19 protein-coding genes and 1 tRNA gene are annotated in these 18,295 nt (G+C 38.9%); 11 read left to right on the top strand and 9 right to left on the bottom strand.

Annotation, left to right across the window (positions count from 1 at the left end):
* Positions 1-41: 41 nt before the first annotated feature.
* From Q1R07_RS08880 to Q1R07_RS08865, 4 genes are read right to left on the bottom strand one after another with little or no spacing between them, the layout of a single operon-like run.
* Entirely contained in the window at positions 42-944 is a 903-nt protein-coding gene (locus Q1R07_RS08880) for a carboxypeptidase-like regulatory domain-containing protein (protein ID WP_300488790.1), read from the bottom strand.
* A complete protein-coding gene (locus tag Q1R07_RS08875; protein ID WP_300488787.1) occupies positions 944-2,431 on the bottom strand; it encodes a GH3 auxin-responsive promoter family protein in 1,488 nt (495 codons plus the stop codon). Before Q1R07_RS08875 ends, Q1R07_RS08880 begins: the two co-directional genes overlap by 1 nt.
* Before the next feature lie 6 nt (positions 2,432-2,437).
* Positions 2,438-2,794: an SdpI family protein gene (locus Q1R07_RS08870; RefSeq protein ID WP_300488784.1), complete on the bottom strand. Its 357-nt coding sequence runs from the start codon at positions 2,792-2,794 to the stop codon at positions 2,438-2,440.
* 7 nt (positions 2,795-2,801) lie between these two features.
* Positions 2,802-3,665 (bottom strand): M23 family metallopeptidase, encoded by an 864-nt coding sequence (locus Q1R07_RS08865; protein ID WP_300488781.1) that lies wholly within the window; start codon positions 3,663-3,665, stop codon positions 2,802-2,804.
* Between the two features lie 211 nt (positions 3,666-3,876).
* Here Q1R07_RS08865 and tatA point away from each other — a divergent pair, with 211 nt between their 5' ends.
* Entirely contained in the window at positions 3,877-4,053 is a 177-nt protein-coding gene (tatA, locus tag Q1R07_RS08860) for a twin-arginine translocase TatA/TatE family subunit (RefSeq protein WP_136404332.1), read from the top strand.
* Between the two features lie 96 nt (positions 4,054-4,149).
* Here the strand turns inward: tatA and Q1R07_RS08855 are convergent, their stop codons facing one another.
* Positions 4,150-6,273, bottom strand: coding sequence for a Tex family protein (locus tag Q1R07_RS08855; protein WP_300488778.1), 2,124 nt, complete (start codon positions 6,271-6,273; stop codon positions 4,150-4,152).
* Positions 6,274-6,370: 97 nt separating this feature from the next.
* Between Q1R07_RS08855 and Q1R07_RS08850 the strand changes: the two genes are divergently transcribed.
* The 4 genes from Q1R07_RS08850 to Q1R07_RS08835 all read left to right on the top strand — a co-directional run bounded on the left by Q1R07_RS08850 (position 6,371) and on the right by Q1R07_RS08835 (position 9,619).
* On the top strand, positions 6,371-6,643 hold the full coding sequence (locus Q1R07_RS08850) for a DUF1294 domain-containing protein (RefSeq protein ID WP_300488776.1): 273 nt from the start codon (positions 6,371-6,373) through the stop codon (positions 6,641-6,643).
* Positions 6,644-6,732: 89 nt separating this feature from the next.
* The gene (locus Q1R07_RS08845) at positions 6,733-7,923 is read left to right on the top strand and encodes a glycosyltransferase family 87 protein (RefSeq protein ID WP_300488773.1); all 1,191 of its coding nucleotides are present in this window, start codon (positions 6,733-6,735) and stop codon (positions 7,921-7,923) included.
* The gene (locus Q1R07_RS08840; RefSeq protein ID WP_300488770.1) at positions 7,911-8,846 is read left to right on the top strand and encodes a glycosyltransferase family 2 protein; all 936 of its coding nucleotides are present in this window, start codon (positions 7,911-7,913) and stop codon (positions 8,844-8,846) included. Before Q1R07_RS08845 ends, Q1R07_RS08840 begins: the two co-directional genes overlap by 13 nt.
* The gene (locus Q1R07_RS08835) at positions 8,843-9,619 is read left to right on the top strand and encodes a polysaccharide deacetylase family protein (protein WP_300488767.1); all 777 of its coding nucleotides are present in this window, start codon (positions 8,843-8,845) and stop codon (positions 9,617-9,619) included. Before Q1R07_RS08840 ends, Q1R07_RS08835 begins: the two co-directional genes overlap by 4 nt.
* 126 nt (positions 9,620-9,745) lie before the next feature.
* On the opposite strand, the gene rpiB is transcribed toward Q1R07_RS08835, so the two are convergent.
* Together rpiB and Q1R07_RS08825 are read right to left on the bottom strand one after the other, a co-directional pair.
* The gene (gene rpiB / locus Q1R07_RS08830) at positions 9,746-10,180 is read right to left on the bottom strand and encodes a ribose 5-phosphate isomerase B (RefSeq protein ID WP_300488764.1); all 435 of its coding nucleotides are present in this window, start codon (positions 10,178-10,180) and stop codon (positions 9,746-9,748) included.
* Positions 10,181-10,226: 46 nt separating this feature from the next.
* On the bottom strand, positions 10,227-10,466 hold the full coding sequence (locus tag Q1R07_RS08825) for a DUF2007 domain-containing protein (protein ID WP_300488761.1): 240 nt from the start codon (positions 10,464-10,466) through the stop codon (positions 10,227-10,229).
* A gap of 113 nt (positions 10,467-10,579) precedes the next feature.
* Between Q1R07_RS08825 and rnr the strand changes: the two genes are divergently transcribed.
* The 3 genes from rnr to Q1R07_RS08810 all read left to right on the top strand — a co-directional run bounded on the left by rnr (position 10,580) and on the right by Q1R07_RS08810 (position 14,348).
* Positions 10,580-12,760, top strand: coding sequence for a ribonuclease R (gene rnr / locus Q1R07_RS08820; RefSeq protein WP_300488758.1), 2,181 nt, complete (start codon positions 10,580-10,582; stop codon positions 12,758-12,760).
* Positions 12,761-12,780: 20 nt separating this feature from the next.
* A complete protein-coding gene (locus tag Q1R07_RS08815) occupies positions 12,781-13,470 on the top strand; it encodes a head GIN domain-containing protein (RefSeq protein ID WP_300488755.1) in 690 nt (229 codons plus the stop codon).
* A gap of 191 nt (positions 13,471-13,661) precedes the next feature.
* Positions 13,662-14,348, top strand: coding sequence for a LysE family transporter (locus Q1R07_RS08810; protein WP_300488753.1), 687 nt, complete (start codon positions 13,662-13,664; stop codon positions 14,346-14,348).
* 58 nt (positions 14,349-14,406) lie between these two features.
* Here the strand turns inward: Q1R07_RS08810 and Q1R07_RS08805 are convergent.
* A tRNA-Cys gene (locus Q1R07_RS08805) sits at positions 14,407-14,477 on the bottom strand.
* A 101-nt stretch (positions 14,478-14,578) separates the two neighbouring features.
* Positions 14,579-14,938, bottom strand: coding sequence for a dihydroneopterin aldolase (folB, locus tag Q1R07_RS08800; protein WP_136404342.1), 360 nt, complete (start codon positions 14,936-14,938; stop codon positions 14,579-14,581).
* 138 nt (positions 14,939-15,076) lie between these two features.
* Between folB and Q1R07_RS08795 the strand changes: the two genes are divergently transcribed.
* The 3 genes from Q1R07_RS08795 (at position 15,077) to Q1R07_RS08785 (ending at position 18,288) form a co-directional block, all read left to right on the top strand.
* The gene (locus Q1R07_RS08795; protein WP_300488748.1) at positions 15,077-16,762 is read left to right on the top strand and encodes a glutamine--tRNA ligase/YqeY domain fusion protein; all 1,686 of its coding nucleotides are present in this window, start codon (positions 15,077-15,079) and stop codon (positions 16,760-16,762) included.
* A gap of 4 nt (positions 16,763-16,766) precedes the next feature.
* Positions 16,767-17,681, top strand: a complete 915-nt coding sequence (locus Q1R07_RS08790; protein ID WP_300488745.1) for a sterol desaturase family protein — start codon at positions 16,767-16,769, stop codon at positions 17,679-17,681.
* A 277-nt stretch (positions 17,682-17,958) separates the two neighbouring features.
* Positions 17,959-18,288: a YtxH domain-containing protein gene (locus tag Q1R07_RS08785; protein WP_300488743.1), complete on the top strand. Its 330-nt coding sequence runs from the start codon at positions 17,959-17,961 to the stop codon at positions 18,286-18,288.
* The last annotated feature ends 7 nt before the right edge of the window (positions 18,289-18,295 follow it).

Below are 18,295 nucleotides of genomic sequence, written 5' to 3'. Positions count from 1 at the left end.
GCTTTCTATTTAGTAACCCACAAATGTAGGATTTTTATTTTTTAGTTTGTTAAAGTTAACTTTATCGCAAGTTCATTAAACTTGTTGTTATACTTCCCGATACCCGATTGGATTGGTTTGTCAAATCGCGACCATCGTCCCATCGTAAACCGCCAGGAAGTACTTTCTTCAGACGGTATTGTCCCTATTCTGGGTTCGTACCGGGTTCCGGAAAAGTTACTAACGGTATAACTCCCCGAAGCAGCATCATTTGATGCCATTTTAAAATCATATTTGTTTTCGTCGATAATAAGCCATTCTACGGCTACAAAGATGCCTTTTTTTCCGATTTCCAAATCATAGCCATCCAGTTTTACCACGGTGTTTTGTTTTCCTTTTGCCGCTTCGATCAGCAAAATTGTATCGGTTAGGTCTTTTCCCGGACTTCCATCTTCCGCTACTTCATAAAAATGCAGGATAAACTTTGCCGGATCCACTTCCGAGTCGGTCATGATCATCAACTCCTTAAGATAGGGTGTTTTGGCACTGTTCCCATCAAACGGAAAATAGCGCGCTACAATCCACGGATTTTTTCCACTGGAAAAGAAATGGTTGATTCCTCCTTTTTTATAATCGCCAACGGTTATCGTTTTATTGCCTTTTTTTCCGGCAATCATAACTTCCTGAAGCTGTAACGGACGCTGCTTTAACACAACTTTTGCCGCTTCGGTACCTTTTATTTTTGCCGTTTCATAACCCAACGCACTGAACACTAAAACCTTCTCCGGATTTTTTTCGAAAATAGTAAAATCTCCGTTCCCATCGGCTGTTGTTCCGTTATTTTCATCCTCAACCCAGATATTCACATAGGCGACCGGTTGTTGGTTTTCGTCAACGACAGTTCCTCGTATTTGCGCCGGACTATTTATCGAAAGGAACAATAGAAAAAATAACGCCTTATACATTATTCTTTCTTCAGTTTATCGGCAATTTTCCGGTCGTTCGAAAGGCGCGGTAATTTATTTTGGCCACCCAGTTTTCCTTCGGACTTCATATATTCCTGAAATGCATTTCTGGCTACTTTTGTCACAACCACCGTTCGCAATACATTTCCTGAAATCAAATCGTCATAATACACGTTTTGTGTCCGCATGGCTTTGTCTAGTTTTTGTTCGAATATGACCATGTCTTCCGGTTCCTGTTCAAATTCAATCAGCCATTCGTGATACGGTAAACCTTCGGTCGGTGTAATTTGCGGCGCTACGGTAAACTCATTAACCCGTACATCGGTATTTTCCATCGCTTCTTTTAACGCGGCTTCTACTTCTTTTCCGATCACGTGTTCACCAAATGCAGAAATATAATGTTTGATGCGTCCCGAAACCAGTACCCGATACGGTTGCAAACTCGTAAATTGAATGGTATCGCCTATATTATAAGACCATAATCCGGCGTTTGTAGAAATGATCAAAACATAATTGATTCCCAGTGCTACTTCACCTATGGTATAGCGTTTTGGGTTTTCCTGGAAAAATTCGTCACTTTTGATAAACTCGTAAAAGATACCCGAATTCAACAACAGTAGCATTCCTTTTTCTTTCTGGGTGTCCTGATAGGCAAAAAAGCCTTCGGAAGCCGGAAATAATTCAATACTGTCGACTTTGCGTCCAATCAGGTTTTCGAATTTCGCCCGATAGGGTTCGTAATTCACGCCACCGTAGATAAACAGGTTAAAGTTTTTAAAGATTTCGCCTACCGGTTTGTTGCCTTTTTCTTTTAGTTTTTCAAAATACATCTGTACCCACGACGGAATTCCGGAGATGACTGTCATGTTTTCGTGGAAGGTTTCCTCTACTATCGCGTCGACTTTGGTTTCCCAATCTTCAATACAGTTGGTTTCCCAGCTTGGCATTCGATTTTTTTGTAAATATTTCGGAACATAATGCGCCACAATCCCCGAAAGTCGGCCCAGTTTGATTCCGTTTTTCTCGTCCAGTACCGGGCTTCCCTGTAAAAAAATCATTTTGCCGTCTACAAACGATGCGTTTCCGGTTTCATGGATATAATGTAAAATGGCATTCCGTGCCGCTTCAATATGATACGGCATCGATTCTTTGGTTAGCGGAATGTATTTGGCTCCGGAAGTCGTTCCGGACGTCTTCGCCAGGTATACCGGTTTTCCTTTCCATAATACGTCAGCCTCACCTGTTAACATCCTGTCGATATAAGGTCGCAGTTGTTCATAATCGCGAACCGGTACCTGTTTCTGGAAATCGTCTACCGATGTGAACGTCTCAAACTGATGGTCTTTTCCAAATTGGGTGTTTTGAGCCGAACGAATCAGTTCCCAAAATATTTTTTGTTGGGTTGCAACCGGATTGTCCGCCCATTTTCGCGTATTCTTATAAATTTTTCCAGCTAGTACTTTAGCAACAATCGATTTTATCGACATTTGATTTTATTTAGGATTATCGGCAAACTTTTTTTTCAATGCTTTTTCGGTTCGGTATATCAGAATAAAAACAAAAAGCAATACCAGAGCCATACTTATAACGAATTCACCATTCTTTAGGCTGGGCCATATCAAAGGTGTCATTGCCAGTACCAGCAATATACCACCACTTTTGATCAATTCTATCGCGGAATATTTTTGTGCAAATTGCCATCGTTCCGGCGATTTCATAGAACCCGATGTACGGTAGCCGTATAAACTATTTATTTTTTTAGGCGGAAAACAATACTGAATTAGTCCGGCAAGGATAAAAATTCCACCACATAATAAAGGTAACTGTAACAGATTTGTTGTCCACTCCATAGTTAGGTTATTCAAAATCAATAAACTGAGTCGGATCGATCGGGTAACCGTCTTTCCAGAGTTCAAAGTGTAATTGTACATCCGGATAGGTTCCGGTAATTCCGGCCAGAGCAATTACTTCTCCGGATTTAACCACATCCCCTTCCGATTTGGTTAAGGATGCCGCTCGTTTATAAACCGAAATAATCCCGTCGTTATGTCTGATGATGATCACCTGTCCATTGGTTGGCGTCCAATCGGAAAAAACAACCGTCCCGTTTGCAATCGATTTAATCGGCGTATTTTTTGTCAGCGCAACACTAATATTATAATGTTTGTTTTTGGAATTGTATTTTTCTACAATATGTCCTTTTACCGGTGGCAATAAAACCAGATTTACCCTTGGTTTGGCTTTTTCAAAAACATTGTATTTGTCTTCCAGTCGAACCTGTTCCCGTAGTTTTAAATCGGTTTGCGACGGATTTAGATCGGCAACCTCCGTGTTTTTATCTTCTACCTTAATGGAATCTTTGTTTAACTTGGCATAGTCCAGATCGCCGGTAAGCACTTTTTTAATCGACTCCACATACAGGTTGTTCTGCCGGATTACTTGTTCCAGTGAATCGGATTTTATGGCCAGTTGTGTGGCTTCCTTTTTAAGTTTGGTCGAAGAATAACCCGGGATGTATTCCCGTAAAGGCGTAAAGGCAATAATAAACGTGGTGGCAGTAATCAGGAATATCGTAGATACGGTGAGACTCACAAAAACGTTCATCAGATTTAACTTCAGAGAAAATATTTCTTCAAACGTATCTTCATTCAATATAACCAATCGGTTTTTATTGAATAATTTCTTTTTTAAAAGCTGTCGTTTTAGTCGCTTCGCAGACATTATATTCTTTTAATTCACAAATATAATAATTTAATACCGGCTTTCTTAACCCTGCACCTATATTGATTTTTGTGATTTAGGTTAAAGAAATCCTAAATTTAGCCCCTTATCTTTAAAAAGCCTCAATTATTTATTTGTCTAATTGTATTTATACCTAACTTTGTTCTCTCGATTTACGAATTAATTTTTTGAAATAATAAACACAGTAACAATGGGAAAGCTTGGTGCAACAGAAATAATCCTGATCGTAGTGGTAATTGTACTTTTATTCGGTGGTAAAAAAATTCCTGAACTAATGAAAGGTTTGGGTTCCGGAATTAAAGAATTCAAAAATGCTGCTAAGGACGATCAACCTTCCGCTCCTAAGAAAGACGAAACCAAAGAGTAATTTTTTGTAATACTTTTTTTTAGAGGCTGTAAAAGTAAACGACTTTTTAAAAACAAAAGAGGCTGTTTATTTTTTACAGCCTCTTTTTATTTGTCTTTACAGTATCATACTTAACTGTATTCGTTTGCGGTCTTCGTCGACTTCGGTCACTTTTACCTGTACGTGCTGGTGTAGTTTTACCACTTCGTTTACATCGCTCACAAATCCTTCTTTGAGCTGGGAAATATGAACCAATCCGCTTTCTTTGATTCCGATATCCACAAAACATCCGAAATTGGTAATATTATTTACAATTCCCGGTAACACCATTCCAGTGCGCAAATCCCGGATCGTTTTAACATTGGCATCGAACTCGAATACCTTGGCCGCTTTCCTCGGATCCAATCCCGGTTTTTCCAACTCTTTTACAATGTCTTTTAAACTTAAAAGTCCAACCGCATCGGTGACATAGTTTTCCAAAGGTATCGCACTTATTTTTTCTTTATTCGCAATCAAATCGTTAACCGATATTTTAAGGTCTTTTGCCATTTTCTCAACAATTCCGTAGGCTTCCGGATGTACTGCCGAATTGTCTAACGGGTTTTTGGCATTCGTGATTCGGATAAAAGCCGCCGCCTGCTGAAAGGCTTTTTCACCCAGTCGCGGTACTTTTTTTAGTTGGTTCCGACTTTCGAAAGCACCGTTTTCCGATCGGTACGTCACAATGTTTTCGGCCATCTTCTCGCCTATTCCGGACACATAACTCAACAACGATTTACTCGCCGTATTGAGGTTAATTCCAACGGAGTTTACACAACGGGTAACCACGGTATCCAATTCGCTTTTAAGCTGCGTCTGATCGACATCATGTTGGTACTGCCCTACTCCTATCGATTTCGGGTCGATTTTTACCAGTTCGGCCAACGGATCCGATAATCGTCTTCCGATCGATACGGCACCACGTACGGTAACATCGTAATTCGGAAATTCGTCACGGGCAATTTTGGACGCCGAATATACCGACGCTCCGGCTTCGCTTACCACAAATACCTGTATCGGCTTGTCGAAAGCTATTTTTTTAATAAAAAATTCCGTTTCCCTGGAAGCCGTTCCATTTCCAATCGAAATCGCATCGACCTTATAGGAATTGACCATCGAGCGGATTTTTTTCATCGCCATCGCGGTGTCATTTTGTGGCGCATGCGGGAAAATGGTTTCGTTATATAACAAATCCCCTTTTTCGTCTAGGCAAACCACCTTACATCCGGTTCGGAATCCCGGGTCGATTGCCAGAATACGTTTTTCACCCAATGGCGGTGCCAGTAGCAATTGATTTAAATTTCCGGCGAATACCTGAATCGAACTGGCATCGGCTTTTGCTTTCGCTTCCTGTAAGGTTTCGTTCGAAATCGCCGGTTCCAGTAATCTTTTATAACTGTCGCCAATCGCTTTTTTAAGATGCGTGGCGGTCTCTTTCTTGTTTTTAATGATGTTTTCTTCGATAAACTCCAGCGCTTCCTCCTGTTCGATATCAACTTTTAATTTGATATAGCCTTCGTTTTCCGCACGTAACATGGCCAGTAAACGATGTGACGGTGCTTTGGTTATCGGTTCCGACCATTCGAAGTATTGTTCGAATTTTTTGGCACCTTCTTCGTCTTTTTTCGCTTTTACCACTTTGGTTTCGATCACCGCTTTACGCTGGAACATTCTTCGCAGGTTTTTACGGATATAAATGTTTTCATTAATCCATTCGGCTACAATATCACGCGCACCCTGAAGTGCTTCGTCTTCATTCCCCACTTTGTCATTCAGGTATTTCGATGCGATATAATCGAGATCATCGGCATTTTGTGCCATGATGATTTTAGCCAGCGGTTCCAATCCGTTTTCACGGGCCACGTCGGCTTTGGTTTTTCTTTTTTTCTTATATGGAAGGTAAAAATCTTCCAATTCGTTCAGGTCGAAACTATTGGTTATTTTCTGTTTCAGTTCCGGTGTTAAAGCATCCTGTTCCGCAATGGATTTTAAAATGGCCTCTTTTCGTTTAATAATAGCTTCGAAAGCCGCATTTAATTTGGCAATCTGTTCAATAACAACCTCATCCAGATTTCCGGTTTTGTCTTTTCGGTAACGGGCAATAAAGGGTATCGTACAATCTTCTGCCAAAAGCTGTAAGGTACTTTCTATGTTCTTTGGAGCCGTCGAAACATGCTTTAGTATATACTCAATATTCGTCATCCTATAAATAAATTGCTTGTTAAAATGTCGCAAACCCTGTTTTTAAAAAACGGATTGTGCAGGCTAAAATACTATCTTTGGCAGAAATTTTATAACAATGCAGCCATTATTCTGTTATGTCCTCAGCATGAATGTTTTCGCTTTTGTTGTTTTTGGCATCGATAAATGGCTGGCGGTTACCCAACGAAAACGGATATCCGAAAAAACATTGCTGGCTATTAGTTTTATTGGTGGAAGTATCGGTGCTATAGGTGCGATGCTGCTTTTTCGGCATAAAATAGCAAAACCGTCTTTTCTATGGAAATTTTCGGTGTTGCTGGTTTTGCAAATCGGAATACTGATGCTGCTCAAACATTATTTTGATCTTTGATATTATCATTTGATCATAATAAAAACCGTCCGGAAAAATTCCGCTGAAATCTATATATTTGTCCAATCCCTTACTAAATTCAAGACATTTTGATACCGAATCTTACAAAAAATAAGTTTTCCCGGTTTTCTTTTCTGCTACAACCCAAATATATTTTTGGTCTACTCGTGGCAGTGGCGGCTTTAATCGCCATTAAACAGTATAACCACGGCAGTTATAATAATTATTCGATTTTTAAATATACGTTCTGGCATTTAATCGAATCCAAATCGCTTTATGCGCATTATCCCGACGAATACTGGGATCGGAATCACTATGGTCCTGTTTTTGCCTTATTTATCGCTCCTTTTGCGCTGTTACCGGATTATTTGGGAATGCTGTTATGGAATGTATGCAGTGTACTTGTTTTTGCTTTCGGAATTAAAAGTTTACCGCTTTCGAATAAAGTAAAGGCTATTATCGCGCTAATCTGCGCCAATGAACTGATTACGGCTTTGCTAAGTTTTCAGTTTAATATTTTCCTGACGGGTGCTATTCTGATTGCCTTTTCCTATACGCTAAAAAACAAAAACGGAATCGCTACTTTTCCTATTATAAGTTGTACAATGATCAAATTATATGGAATCGTTGGTCTGGCGTTTTTCTTTTTTACGCAGAAAAAAATTCAGTTTATCCTTGGGCTTATTTTTTGGGCTGTTGTACTTTTTGTGGTACCGATGCTTTTGTCGTCGCCTAAGTTTATTATCGATACCTACGTAGAATGGTTCAATACCCTGGTTTATAAAAATTCGTCGAATATCAGTCTGGATTCGTATCAGGATATTTCCTTTATGGGAATGGTTCGACGGTCTTTGGGTGATCCTACCATTCCGAATACTCCGTTTTTACTGGGTGGTGTATTGCTTTTCGGTGCAACTTATCTCCGAATAAAACAATTTCAATTTCTGGAGTTTCGTTTGTTATTACTGGCGTCGACGTTGATTTTTACCGTAATTTTTAGCAGTGGCTCCGAATCGCCTACTTATATCATTGCGTTTACCGGTGTGGCCATCTGGTTTATGCGTAAATCGCAACATTCTAAATGGGAGATCGCCTTACTGATTTTTGCGATTTTACTAACATCCTTATCGCCAACGGATCTGTTTCCGAAAGCAGCTCGTGTTTTTATCCGCAATCATGCGTTAAAAGCTTTACCTTGCGTTATCATTTGGTTTACAATAATTTATGAAATGCTTACAAAAGATTTCAACCCTAAATCCGTTACCGTATGCGAAAATTAGTCTCTATTGTAATTCCTGCTTACAACGAAGCGGATAATATCCGGAATATCTTTACAAATATTCATTCCGTTTTTAGTACGTTGCCGTATAACTGGGAGGTTATTTTTGTGGACGATGGGAGTAGGGATGAAACACTGGTTACCGTAAAAGAACTGGCAAACGATTATAATAATGCTTATTTTTTGGAGTTTTCCAAGAATTTCGGACATCAACTGGCGGTAAAAGCCGGTTTGGACAATGCCTATGGTGATTGTGTGATTTCATTGGATTGCGATGCGCAACATCCGCCGGAAATCATTCCTGAAATGCTTCAAAAATGGGAGGAAGGTTTTGATATTGTGTACACCATTCGTGAGGAAGACAAACGACTTTCGAAAGCCAAAAGAAGCAGTTCGAATCTTTTTTATAAACTGGTTAATTCCCTTTCGGATATCGAACTCGAAGCCGGTACTGCCGATTTCAGACTGATGGATCGTACTGTAGTAAATGTGTTCCGAAACTTTCATGAAACCGAACCGTTTTTAAGAGGACTTACCAAATGGCTTGGTTTTAAACAATATGGTATCCGCTATGAACCGGCCGAACGTTTTGCCGGTACTAGTAAATATTCCTTTAAAAAAATGGTCCGCCTGGCTTTACATGGTGTGACTTCTTTTAGCATAAAACCTTTGTATACTGCTGTTTATGTAGGGTTGATCATGTCGCTGTTATCGCTATTGTATATCCCATATGTGGTATATGCGTTTTATAATCATATTGAAGTTTCCGGTTGGGCATCTATTATTATTACCATTGTTTTCTTTGGTGGTTTACAGCTTATCATGCTGGGAATTATTGGTATTTATGTAGGTAAGATGTTTATGCAAACCAAAAACCGACCGAATTATATTATCCGTTCTACCAATTTAAAAGATCAGTCATGATTTTATTAAGTTTTGATATTGAAGAATTCGACATGCCGTTCGAATACGGAAAAGACATCTCATTCGATGATCAGATTCAGTTATCTATTACCGGTTCGCATGCAATATTGGATATTCTCCAAAAACATCAGGTAAAAGCGACGTTCTTTAGTACGGCCACTTTTGCCATTAATGCACCCGAAATTATCGAACGTATTAAAAGGGAAGGGCATGAGCTGGCTTCACATACGTATTACCATTCCAATTTTGAAGTACCGCATTTAAAGGAATCCAAAGAAAAACTGGAAGAATTGTCCGGTATGACCGTGACCGGTTTCCGTATGCCGCGCATGATGCCGGTAGACGAAAAAGAAGTGGCCAAAGCCGGATATCTTTATAACAGTTCGATCAATCCGACTTATCTTCCCGGAAGGTATAACAACCTGCATATTTCCCGGACTTATTATAAGAAAGACAACGTTTTGCAGATACCGGCTTCAGTGAGTCCATTGGTACGGTTTCCGCTTTTCTGGTTGTCGTTTCACAATCTTCCGTTGGGTTTGTATAGTCGCATTGCCAAATGGACCTATAAAAAAGATAAGTACCTCAACATTTATTTTCATCCGTGGGAGTTTACCGATCTGGACGATTTCGAACGTTTTGGATTCCCGGGTTATGTCCGTAAAAATACCGGTGTAAAAATGGAAAACCGATTGGATCAGTTTATTTCGAATATGAAAAAAAGCAAGTTACCGTTCGGTACTTTTCAGGAGTTTATTAAAGATATTCTCTAAAATACACTAAGCCGCTACACCTGACAGGTTTTAAAAACCTGTCAGGTGTGCTTAACAAATAGAAAAGACTTCCAAATGGAAGCCTTTTTATTATAACCCTGTCGGGTCTTTTCTCTTTTCTCTGGTCTATTGACAAACCGGGATTTTATTCACACGATTGGCATGACGTCCACCTTCAAAAGCCGTTGCTAAAAAGGTATCCACCATTTCGATAGTCTGTTTAATCGAGGTAAATCGCGCCGGAATACTGATAATATTCGCATCGTTATGCTGACGTGCCAATGCTGCAATTTCTTTTGTCCAGCATAAAGCCGCACGGATTCCCTGGTGTTTGTTAACCGTAATGGCAATACCGTTTCCGCTTCCGCAGATCACAATACCAAAATCGGCTCTTCCTTCTGTAACATCCAATGCAACCGGGTGACCGAAATCAGGATAATCCACACTGTCGAAAGTGTCTGTCCCATGATTCGTTACCGTATGACCCTGGGCTTCCAGATGTTTTAAAATCGCTTGTTTATAGTCCGGACCGGCATGGTCGTTCCCAATTGAAATTCTCATTGTGTTGTTGTTTATTTGTTTACTGCAAAGTTAGCAAAGAATACTGTTAAACAATTTTTAAATTGGTGTCGTCGTTTAATTTTTTAAGAATCGCCCGTACGGCTTCAATATCATCCGGATGTACTTTTAGTTTAATTCCTCCCAAAGCCTGCGAATACATAGGCGCAATGTTCATCATCGTCTCATTTTCAAAAAAATAACGGATTTCCTGTTGCTCCAATAAATGCTTTAGCACGGCAATTTCGTGCGGATAATCAAAAACGGCTACCGTAACAAATTCACTCATCGTTTAAAGGTTTTGCTAAAGATACAAAAGTTATTATTTCTATAATTCTTATTCTTTCTTCCCCGATTGTGAATACTAATTCGTAATTTTAGCAGTATATTAGAAAAGAATTTATGAGTAAGAAACACAAAAAGTTAGGTAATAAAGGGAAAGATTTTTCTGCAAAAATTTTTAAAATCCTTTCCAAAGATCCTAACAAAACATTCAACTACAAACAAATAGCTGCTGTTTTGGAACTGAATGATACCCAAAGTCGGAATGAAATCATCAAAGAATTAAAATACCTTACCTCCAAAGAAAAGATCGAAGAAGTGGACCGCGGTAAATACCGTATCATCACAAAAGCTGATTATTTTGAAGGTGTAATCGATATGACCAGTCGGAAAACGGCTTATTTTGTTTGTCCGGATCTGGAAGACGATGTCTTTATCCCAACCAATAATCTGAATCATTCCCTGGATGGCGATAAGGTAAAAATTTATATCTACAATCGCAGAAAAGGACGCAGACCGGAAGGGGAAGTCGTTGAAATTATCGAACGCAAAAAAACCGATTTTGTTGGTGTGATCGATATCCAAAAGAACTTTGCTTTTGTTACTTCAGCCAATCCAAAAATGTATACCGATATCTTTATCCCGAAAGAAAAAATGGGAGAGGCGCAAAACGGCGATGTCGTTCTGGTTCATATCGAAGACTGGCCGGCTAAAGCCGATAGTCCGTTTGGAGTGGTTACAAAAGTACTTGGAAAACCGGGCGAACACAATACCGAAATCCATGCGATCCTTGCGGAATACGGACTACCATACGATTTCCCGATAGAGGTGGAGGCCTATGCCAAAAAACTGGATACTTCCATTCAGGAAAGCGAAATTCTAAAACGCCGCGATATGCGGAATACGCTTACGTTTACAATCGACCCGAAAGATGCCAAGGATTTTGACGACGCCTTATCGTTCGAAAAACTTCCAAATGGAAACTATGAAATCGGAATCCATATTGCCGATGTTTCCCATTATGTTCAGGAAGGAACCGTATTGGACGATGAAGCGTACCAACGTGCCACATCCGTTTATCTGGTCGATCGTGTAGTGCCAATGCTTCCGGAAGTGCTTTCCAATTTTGCCTGTTCACTACGTCCACACGAAGAGAAATATACCTTTTCGGCCGTTTTTGAACTGAATGAAAAAGCCGAATTGGTTAACCAGTGGTTTGGTCGAACGGTAACCTATTCCGACCAGCGTTTTGCTTATGAAGAAGCGCAACACATTATCGAAACCGAAGGAAATCAGATTCCAGCCGAAATTTCGCTTACCGGAAACGAGTATACTGTCGATGCGCCTATAGTGGAAGCGACGCTAAAACTAAACGAACTGGCTAAGATCCTTAGAAAAAAACGAATGCAAAACGGTGCTATTTCATTCGATAAAGTAGAAGTAAAATTCCACCTGAACGAAAATGCCGAACCAACCGGAGTGTATTTTAAAGTAGCTAAAGATGCCAACCATCTGATTGAAGAATTTATGTTGCTGGCTAATAGAAAGGTGGCGGAATTCATCGGAAAACAAAAGAAAACGTTTGTGTATCGTATCCACGATGAACCGGATCAAGACAAGTTGATCAACTTACAAACCGTAATCGCTAAATTCGGTTATTCGATCAATTTTAAATCCAAAGATGCCATTTCAAAATCACTGAATACGTTGTTGGAAGATGTACAGGGCAAAAAAGAACAAAATCTGGTTGATACACTGGCCATTCGCAGTATGAGCAAAGCCAGTTATTCTACCGAAAACATAGGTCATTACGGACTAGCATTCGATTATTATTCGCATTTTACATCTCCAATTCGTCGTTATCCCGATGTTATGGCACACCGTTTGCTACAACATTACCTCGATGGCGGTGCTTCGGCCGATGCGGAAGTATATGAGGAAAAATGTATGCATTCCTCTACTATGGAAAGTCTGGCAGCCAATGCCGAACGCGACAGTATCAAGTATATGCAGGTGAAGTATATGCAGGATCATAAAGACGAAGAGTTTTTGGGCGTTATTTCCGGTGTGACCGAATGGGGTATTTATGTGGAAATTGTTGAAAATAAGTGCGAAGGAATGGTACGTATCCGCGAAATCCGCGACGATTACTATACGTTCGACGAAAAACAATATGCTTTGGTTGGCGAAATTTCACATAATATCATCCAATTGGGCGACGAAGTCATCGTAAAAGTTAAAAATGCCGATCTGGTTAAAAAACAACTGGATTTTCATTTTATCAAAAAGAAAGATTCGTAACATTTTAAAAACACAAAACGATGCTAAAAACAACTTTTAAAAACAGTTTCGCAATGGTCACATTCCTATTGGCAACCCAGTTTGGTTTTGCTCAGGTGACTAAAAACGTAGGTGATTTTACAGCGGTAAAAGTATTCGATAAAATATCGGCCCAATTGATTCCGGGTTCCGAAAACAAAATTGAACTAAAAGGTGAAGGCGCCGAAAAAGTAGAAATTGTAAATAAAAACGGCGATTTAAAAATCCGTATGCCGTTGGATAAATTTCTGAAAGGCGAAGATATTACAGCCATCATTTTCTATAAAAATATCGAAAGCATTGAAGCCAGTGAAGGTGCTTATGTGTCCAGCGATGTCATGGTAAAAGGAGTGGACTTTACTGTAAATGCCAACAAAGGCGGACAGATAAAAGTTGGTTTGAATGTTAAAAAAGCAAGTGTCCGCGCGACTACCGGTGGTGTGGTAAAATTAAATGGTAAAGCCGAAAACCAAGATATTGTGATCAATTCCGGTGGTATTGTAAATGCCAAAACTTTCGAAACCTCTCAAACGACTGTAGCTGTTAATGCCGGTGGTGAAGCCGATGTTTTTGCAACCGATCTGGTAGATGCCAAAACAAGAGCGGGCGGAGACATTACCATTTATGGAAACCCTAAAAAAGTAAATCAGAAAACTTTTGCAGGCGGAAATATTGACGTAATCAAAAAATAATTCCGTTACAACTGAAACAAAATATATAAAATCCCGACTAGTGAGTAGTCGGGGTTTCTTTTATACAATAAACCCGTTTTCCGGTCGATTTGAGACAATCGTTTTAAACCTATCGGATTTTTTAAACTATATTTGTAATTTAACATTGTAGTAACAGTGTTTTTACGCTTATTCACCTTAAATACCTTTTCATGATAGACGATATTCTTACCGGAATTCCGTTAGGATTCTTTTTAAGTTTTATGATCGGCCCTGTCTTTTTTGTTCTCTTGGAAACCAGTATTACCAAAGGATTTCGCGCGGCCATGTCATTTGACGTTGGAGTAGTCTTAGGTGATATCGTTTTTATTGCTATTGCTTACTTTAGTAGTGTCCGACTGATTCAAAGTATTAAGGACGATCCTGCTTTATTTATTTTTGGCGGTATCCTGATGTTTACTTATGGAATGATCACTTTTTTTAAACTCCGCAGACAAAGTAAATCGGTCGAAGAAGACGAGGAAGTTGTTGAGTTGATCAAAAGAGATTACTTCAGCCTTTTTATCAAGGGATTCCTACTTAATTTTATCAATATCGGGGTTTTAGGATTCTGGTTGGCGATTATCATTACTTTCGGACCAAAACTGGATATGGTACCTTCCCGTATGCTAACCTTTTTTAGTGCGGTTATTGGTTCCTATTTCATTACGGATATCGGAAAAATCTTATTAGCCAAACAACTTCGTAAAAAACTGACTCCATCTAACATTCTGAAAGTTAAAAAATTAAGCAGTATTTTGTTAATTGTTTTTGGATTGGTATTGATGTTCCAGGGATGGTTTCCTAAAGAAAAGGAATTTGTAAAAAATACACTGGAAAAAATCGAAGAGAAAAAATAATAGTAAATTATAGTTATAAAAAAAGAGCGGTTAATATAACCGCTCTTTTTGTTTCCTGAGGCATCGAGCGGATTCGAACCGCTGTGGACGGTTTTGCAGACCGCTGCCTAGCCTCTCGGCCACGATGCCAGTATTGTAGGGCGCAAACTTACTAAAATATTTTGAAATTCAAATTCAAATTCGACATTTTATTGTACTTATTTTATAATGCGCTCGTTTTCAACAGGCTGTTAACTACGGTATTCTTCCATTTGAACCGTAACCGCTTCCACATCGCCGCCAATTGGTGGGTTTAGCTTGGAGACCGCTACCGTAATTCTCGATACTGAAGGAATTTCCTTAAAAATCCGAACCAGAATACGCTTCGCTACATGTTCCAATAATTTCGAACGGATCGCCATTTCTTCCCGAACAATCCGGTTTAAATGTACATAATCGACCGTATCGACCAATTCATCTGTTTCCGACGGCTTCCGTAAATCTGTTTTTACTTCCAAATCCACACTGTAATCCGATCCGATTTTACTTTCTTCTTCCAAACATCCGTGAAACGAAAAGGTACGGATGTTTTTTAACTTAATGATTCCCATTTTTAAACGTATTCAATAATAGATTAGTCCTTCGACGGATAAAAGTACGAATTTTTAAAGCCATTTTGATAATAACCCCTTAAAGTTATACCGACATAAACAACATTTTTGGTAAATTTGCCTTTCTAATTTTATTTTATGTCAACAAAAGAAAAATCATTAAATTTTATCGAACAAATCATTGAGGAAGATTTAAAAAATGGTTTATCTCAAGATAAATTGCGATTCCGTTTTCCACCGGAACCTAATGGCTATTTACACATTGGCCATGCGAGTTCCATATGTCTTAATTTTGGATTAGGATTGGATTATCAGGCGCCGGTTAACCTGCGTTTTGATGATACCAACCCGGCTAAAGAGGAGCAGGAATACGTAGATGCAATCAAAAAAGACGTACAATGGTTAGGATACCAATGGGCAGAAGAATGTTATGCTTCCGACTATTTTCAACAATTGTATGACTGGACCGTAGCGCTAATCAAAAAAGGAAAAGCCTATGTCGACAGTCAGACTTCGGAAGAAATGGCCAAACAAAAAGGAACGCCTACACAAGCGGGTGTTAATAGTCCGTACCGAAACCGTTCGGTAGAAGAAAACCTGGATTTATTCGAACGAATGAAAAACGGTGAATTCGAAGAAGGTACGCATATTTTAAGAGCCAAAATCGATATGGCTTCTACCAACATGCTAATGCGTGATCCGATCATGTACCGTATTTTACACAAACACCACCACAGAACCGGTGAAAAATGGTGTATTTATCCAATGTACGACTGGGCACATGGCGAAAGCGATTACCTGGAGCAGATTTCACATTCGTTCTGTACACTGGAGTTTTTACCGCACCGTGAATTGTACGACTGGTTTTTAGATCAGATTATTGATACCGGCAAAGTACGTCCGAAACAACGTGAATTTGCACGTAGAAATCTTTCGCATACTGTTGTTAGTAAGCGTAAATTATTACAACTGGTTCAGGAAGGGCATGTTACCGGATGGGACGATCCGAGAATGTCGACCATTTCCGGAATGCGCAGAAGAGGTTATACACCAACTGCCATCCGTAATTTTGCCGATACGATTGGTATTGCCAAACGCGATAACCTGATTGACGTTTCCTTACTGGAATTCTGCGTTCGTGAAGATCTAAACAAAACGGCACCACGTGTAATGGCCGTATTGGATCCGGTTAAACTGATCCTTACCAATTATCCGGAAGGAAAAGAGGAGTGGTTGGATGCCGAAAACAATCAGGAAGAAGAAATAATGACCTATAGAAAAGTACCTTTTTCAAAAGAATTATATATTGAAAGAGAAGACTTTTTAGAAGAAGCTAACAGTAAATTTTTCCGTTTGACTCTTGGAAAAGAAGTGCGTTTAAAAAATGCCTATATCATTAAAGGGGAAAGCGTGGTTAAAGATGCTGATGGAAATATTACCGAAATCCATGCTACTTATGATGAAGACAGTAGAAGTGGAAGTGGTTCGGAAGCAAGTCAGCGTAAAGTAAAAGGTACCATTCACTGGGTATCGGTTGCACATGCTGTTCCGGCTGAGATCCGAATCTACGACCGTTTGTTTTCACATGAAAACCCGGATGGTAATAAAGATATTAATTTCAAGGAGTTTTTAAATCCTAATTCATTGGAAATCATTACCGGATACCTGGAGCCTAGCCTAAAAACGGCAGTCGATGGTGACCGATTCCAGTTCCAACGTTTGGGATATTTCTGTGTAGATCGCGACACTACTGCTGATAAACTGGTTTTTAATAAAACCGTTGGCCTTCGCGATACATGGGCAAAAGTAGAAAGTAAAGAATAAAGTTATGTTAGATCATTTTTTTGGAGAACAGGCCGTAGCCAATGTATATTTATATTCGGCTCCGTTGCATATCCTAATCATCTTATTTGAAATGTTTTACAGCTATTCGCATAAAAAGCATTTCTATAATACGAAAGATACGCTTACCAATATTTATATGGCATGTCTAAACTATGGTTTGGACATCATCATGAAAGCCTTTGCTATTGGGGTTATGTTCTACTTTTACGAACACCGCATTTTCGATCTGGAATACAGCAGTGTTTGGTATTGGATTGGTGTTTTCCTTTTACAGGATTTCGCCTATTATGTACATCATTATGTGGATCATCACTCCAGAATGTTCTGGGCTGTACACGTAACGCACCATAATTCCGGTTATTTTAATATTACCACAGGGTTTAGATCACCGGTTTTACAGCCTTTATACCGCTATTTGTTCTTTTCACCGATAGCATTTTTAGGTTTTAATCCGTGGCATATCATGGCCGCTTATGCGATTATTCAGATCTACGGAACCTGGGTACATACCAAAACCGTGAAAAGTATGGGTATTTTAGAATGGATTCTGGTAACACCATCCCATCACAGAGTACACCATGCTTCGAACGCTCGTTATCTGGATCGTAATATGGGAATGGGATTAATTATCTGGGATCGTATGTTTGGAACTTTTGAAAAAGAAGATCCGAATTATGAAGAAGTACGTTTCGGACTTACTTCCGAAATAGAAGATAAAGGACCTCTTAATATTGTATTCCACGAATGGAAAGATATCTGGAGAGATGCTTCCCAACCGGGGCTAAAATTTTCCGATCGTCTAAAATATATTTTTTATCCACCGGGATGGTCACACACCGGAGATTTTAAAACGTCTGCTAAACTTCGGGCTGAAGAAAAAGCAAATAGACAAAAATGATAAAAGGCTTCTAAAAAGAAGCCTTTTTCTATTATATATTATATCAATAAAAATAAAAATAATTATTATTAAAATCTATTAAAACTGACTTCATAAAACGCTTTTAAATCAATTATCTTTTTCAGGTAAATAGATTTTACATCTTTAAAAAAATACACTTTAAAATAGCTTTTAATCTCATTATTTTAAAAAACAAGTTTTTATTAACGACTTATTAACGTATTTATGAATATTAAATTCGTAAGTTTATAATTATTAATTTTTAAAAAGTGAGATTATGTCTAATAACACAGGTAACACATTATTGGCACTTTTAGCCGGAGCAGCTATCGGTGCCGGTGTCGGAATTTTATTTGCTCCCGATAAAGGATCTAAAACCCGAAAAAAAATTAAAGATGGTTTCGATCATGAAAGAGATCACTTACGAGACAAGTTTAACGAGGCAACCCATAACCTCAAAAATAAATTCAGCAGAGCCAAAATGGATTTGGAAAGTGAATTTGATCATCTAGTATCCAACGTTGATAATAAGACCGAAGATATTATCGCAACATTAGAAAAAAAACTGGACGATCTTAAAAAACAACACGCTAAAGCAACAAAATAAAGTAGGC

The organism is Flavobacterium sp. (assembly GCF_030146175.1).
In the GTDB taxonomy this organism is placed as follows: Bacteria; Bacteroidota; Bacteroidia; order Flavobacteriales; family Flavobacteriaceae; genus Flavobacterium.
This window is presented reverse-complemented; position numbering and strand designations above follow the sequence as displayed.

Bases quoted from the DNA above. Each gene is read 5' to 3' on its own strand.
- Q1R07_RS08880 (WP_300488790.1), bottom strand. From the start codon at position 944: ATGTATAAGGCGTTATTTTTTCTATTGTTCCTTTCGATAAATAGTCCG.
- Q1R07_RS08875 (WP_300488787.1), bottom strand. From the start codon at position 2,431: ATGTCGATAAAATCGATTGTTGCTAAAGTACTAGCTGGAAAAATTTAT.
- Q1R07_RS08870 (WP_300488784.1), bottom strand. From the start codon at position 2,794: ATGGAGTGGACAACAAATCTGTTACAGTTACCTTTATTATGTGGTGGA.
- Q1R07_RS08865 (WP_300488781.1), bottom strand. From the start codon at position 3,665: ATGTCTGCGAAGCGACTAAAACGACAGCTTTTAAAAAAGAAATTATTC.
- tatA (WP_136404332.1), top strand. From the start codon at position 3,877: ATGGGAAAGCTTGGTGCAACAGAAATAATCCTGATCGTAGTGGTAATT.
- Q1R07_RS08855 (WP_300488778.1), bottom strand. From the start codon at position 6,273: ATGACGAATATTGAGTATATACTAAAGCATGTTTCGACGGCTCCAAAG.
- Q1R07_RS08850 (WP_300488776.1), top strand. From the start codon at position 6,371: ATGCAGCCATTATTCTGTTATGTCCTCAGCATGAATGTTTTCGCTTTT.
- Q1R07_RS08840 (WP_300488770.1), top strand. From the start codon at position 7,911: ATGCGAAAATTAGTCTCTATTGTAATTCCTGCTTACAACGAAGCGGAT.
- Q1R07_RS08835 (WP_300488767.1), top strand. From the start codon at position 8,843: ATGATTTTATTAAGTTTTGATATTGAAGAATTCGACATGCCGTTCGAA.
- rpiB (WP_300488764.1), bottom strand. From the start codon at position 10,180: ATGAGAATTTCAATTGGGAACGACCATGCCGGTCCGGACTATAAACAA.
- Q1R07_RS08825 (WP_300488761.1), bottom strand. From the start codon at position 10,466: ATGAGTGAATTTGTTACGGTAGCCGTTTTTGATTATCCGCACGAAATT.
- rnr (WP_300488758.1), top strand. From the start codon at position 10,580: ATGAGTAAGAAACACAAAAAGTTAGGTAATAAAGGGAAAGATTTTTCT.
- Q1R07_RS08815 (WP_300488755.1), top strand. From the start codon at position 12,781: ATGCTAAAAACAACTTTTAAAAACAGTTTCGCAATGGTCACATTCCTA.
- Q1R07_RS08810 (WP_300488753.1), top strand. From the start codon at position 13,662: ATGATAGACGATATTCTTACCGGAATTCCGTTAGGATTCTTTTTAAGT.
- folB (WP_136404342.1), bottom strand. From the start codon at position 14,938: ATGGGAATCATTAAGTTAAAAAACATCCGTACCTTTTCGTTTCACGGA.
- Q1R07_RS08795 (WP_300488748.1), top strand. From the start codon at position 15,077: ATGTCAACAAAAGAAAAATCATTAAATTTTATCGAACAAATCATTGAG.
- Q1R07_RS08790 (WP_300488745.1), top strand. From the start codon at position 16,767: ATGTTAGATCATTTTTTTGGAGAACAGGCCGTAGCCAATGTATATTTA.
- Q1R07_RS08785 (WP_300488743.1), top strand. From the start codon at position 17,959: ATGTCTAATAACACAGGTAACACATTATTGGCACTTTTAGCCGGAGCA.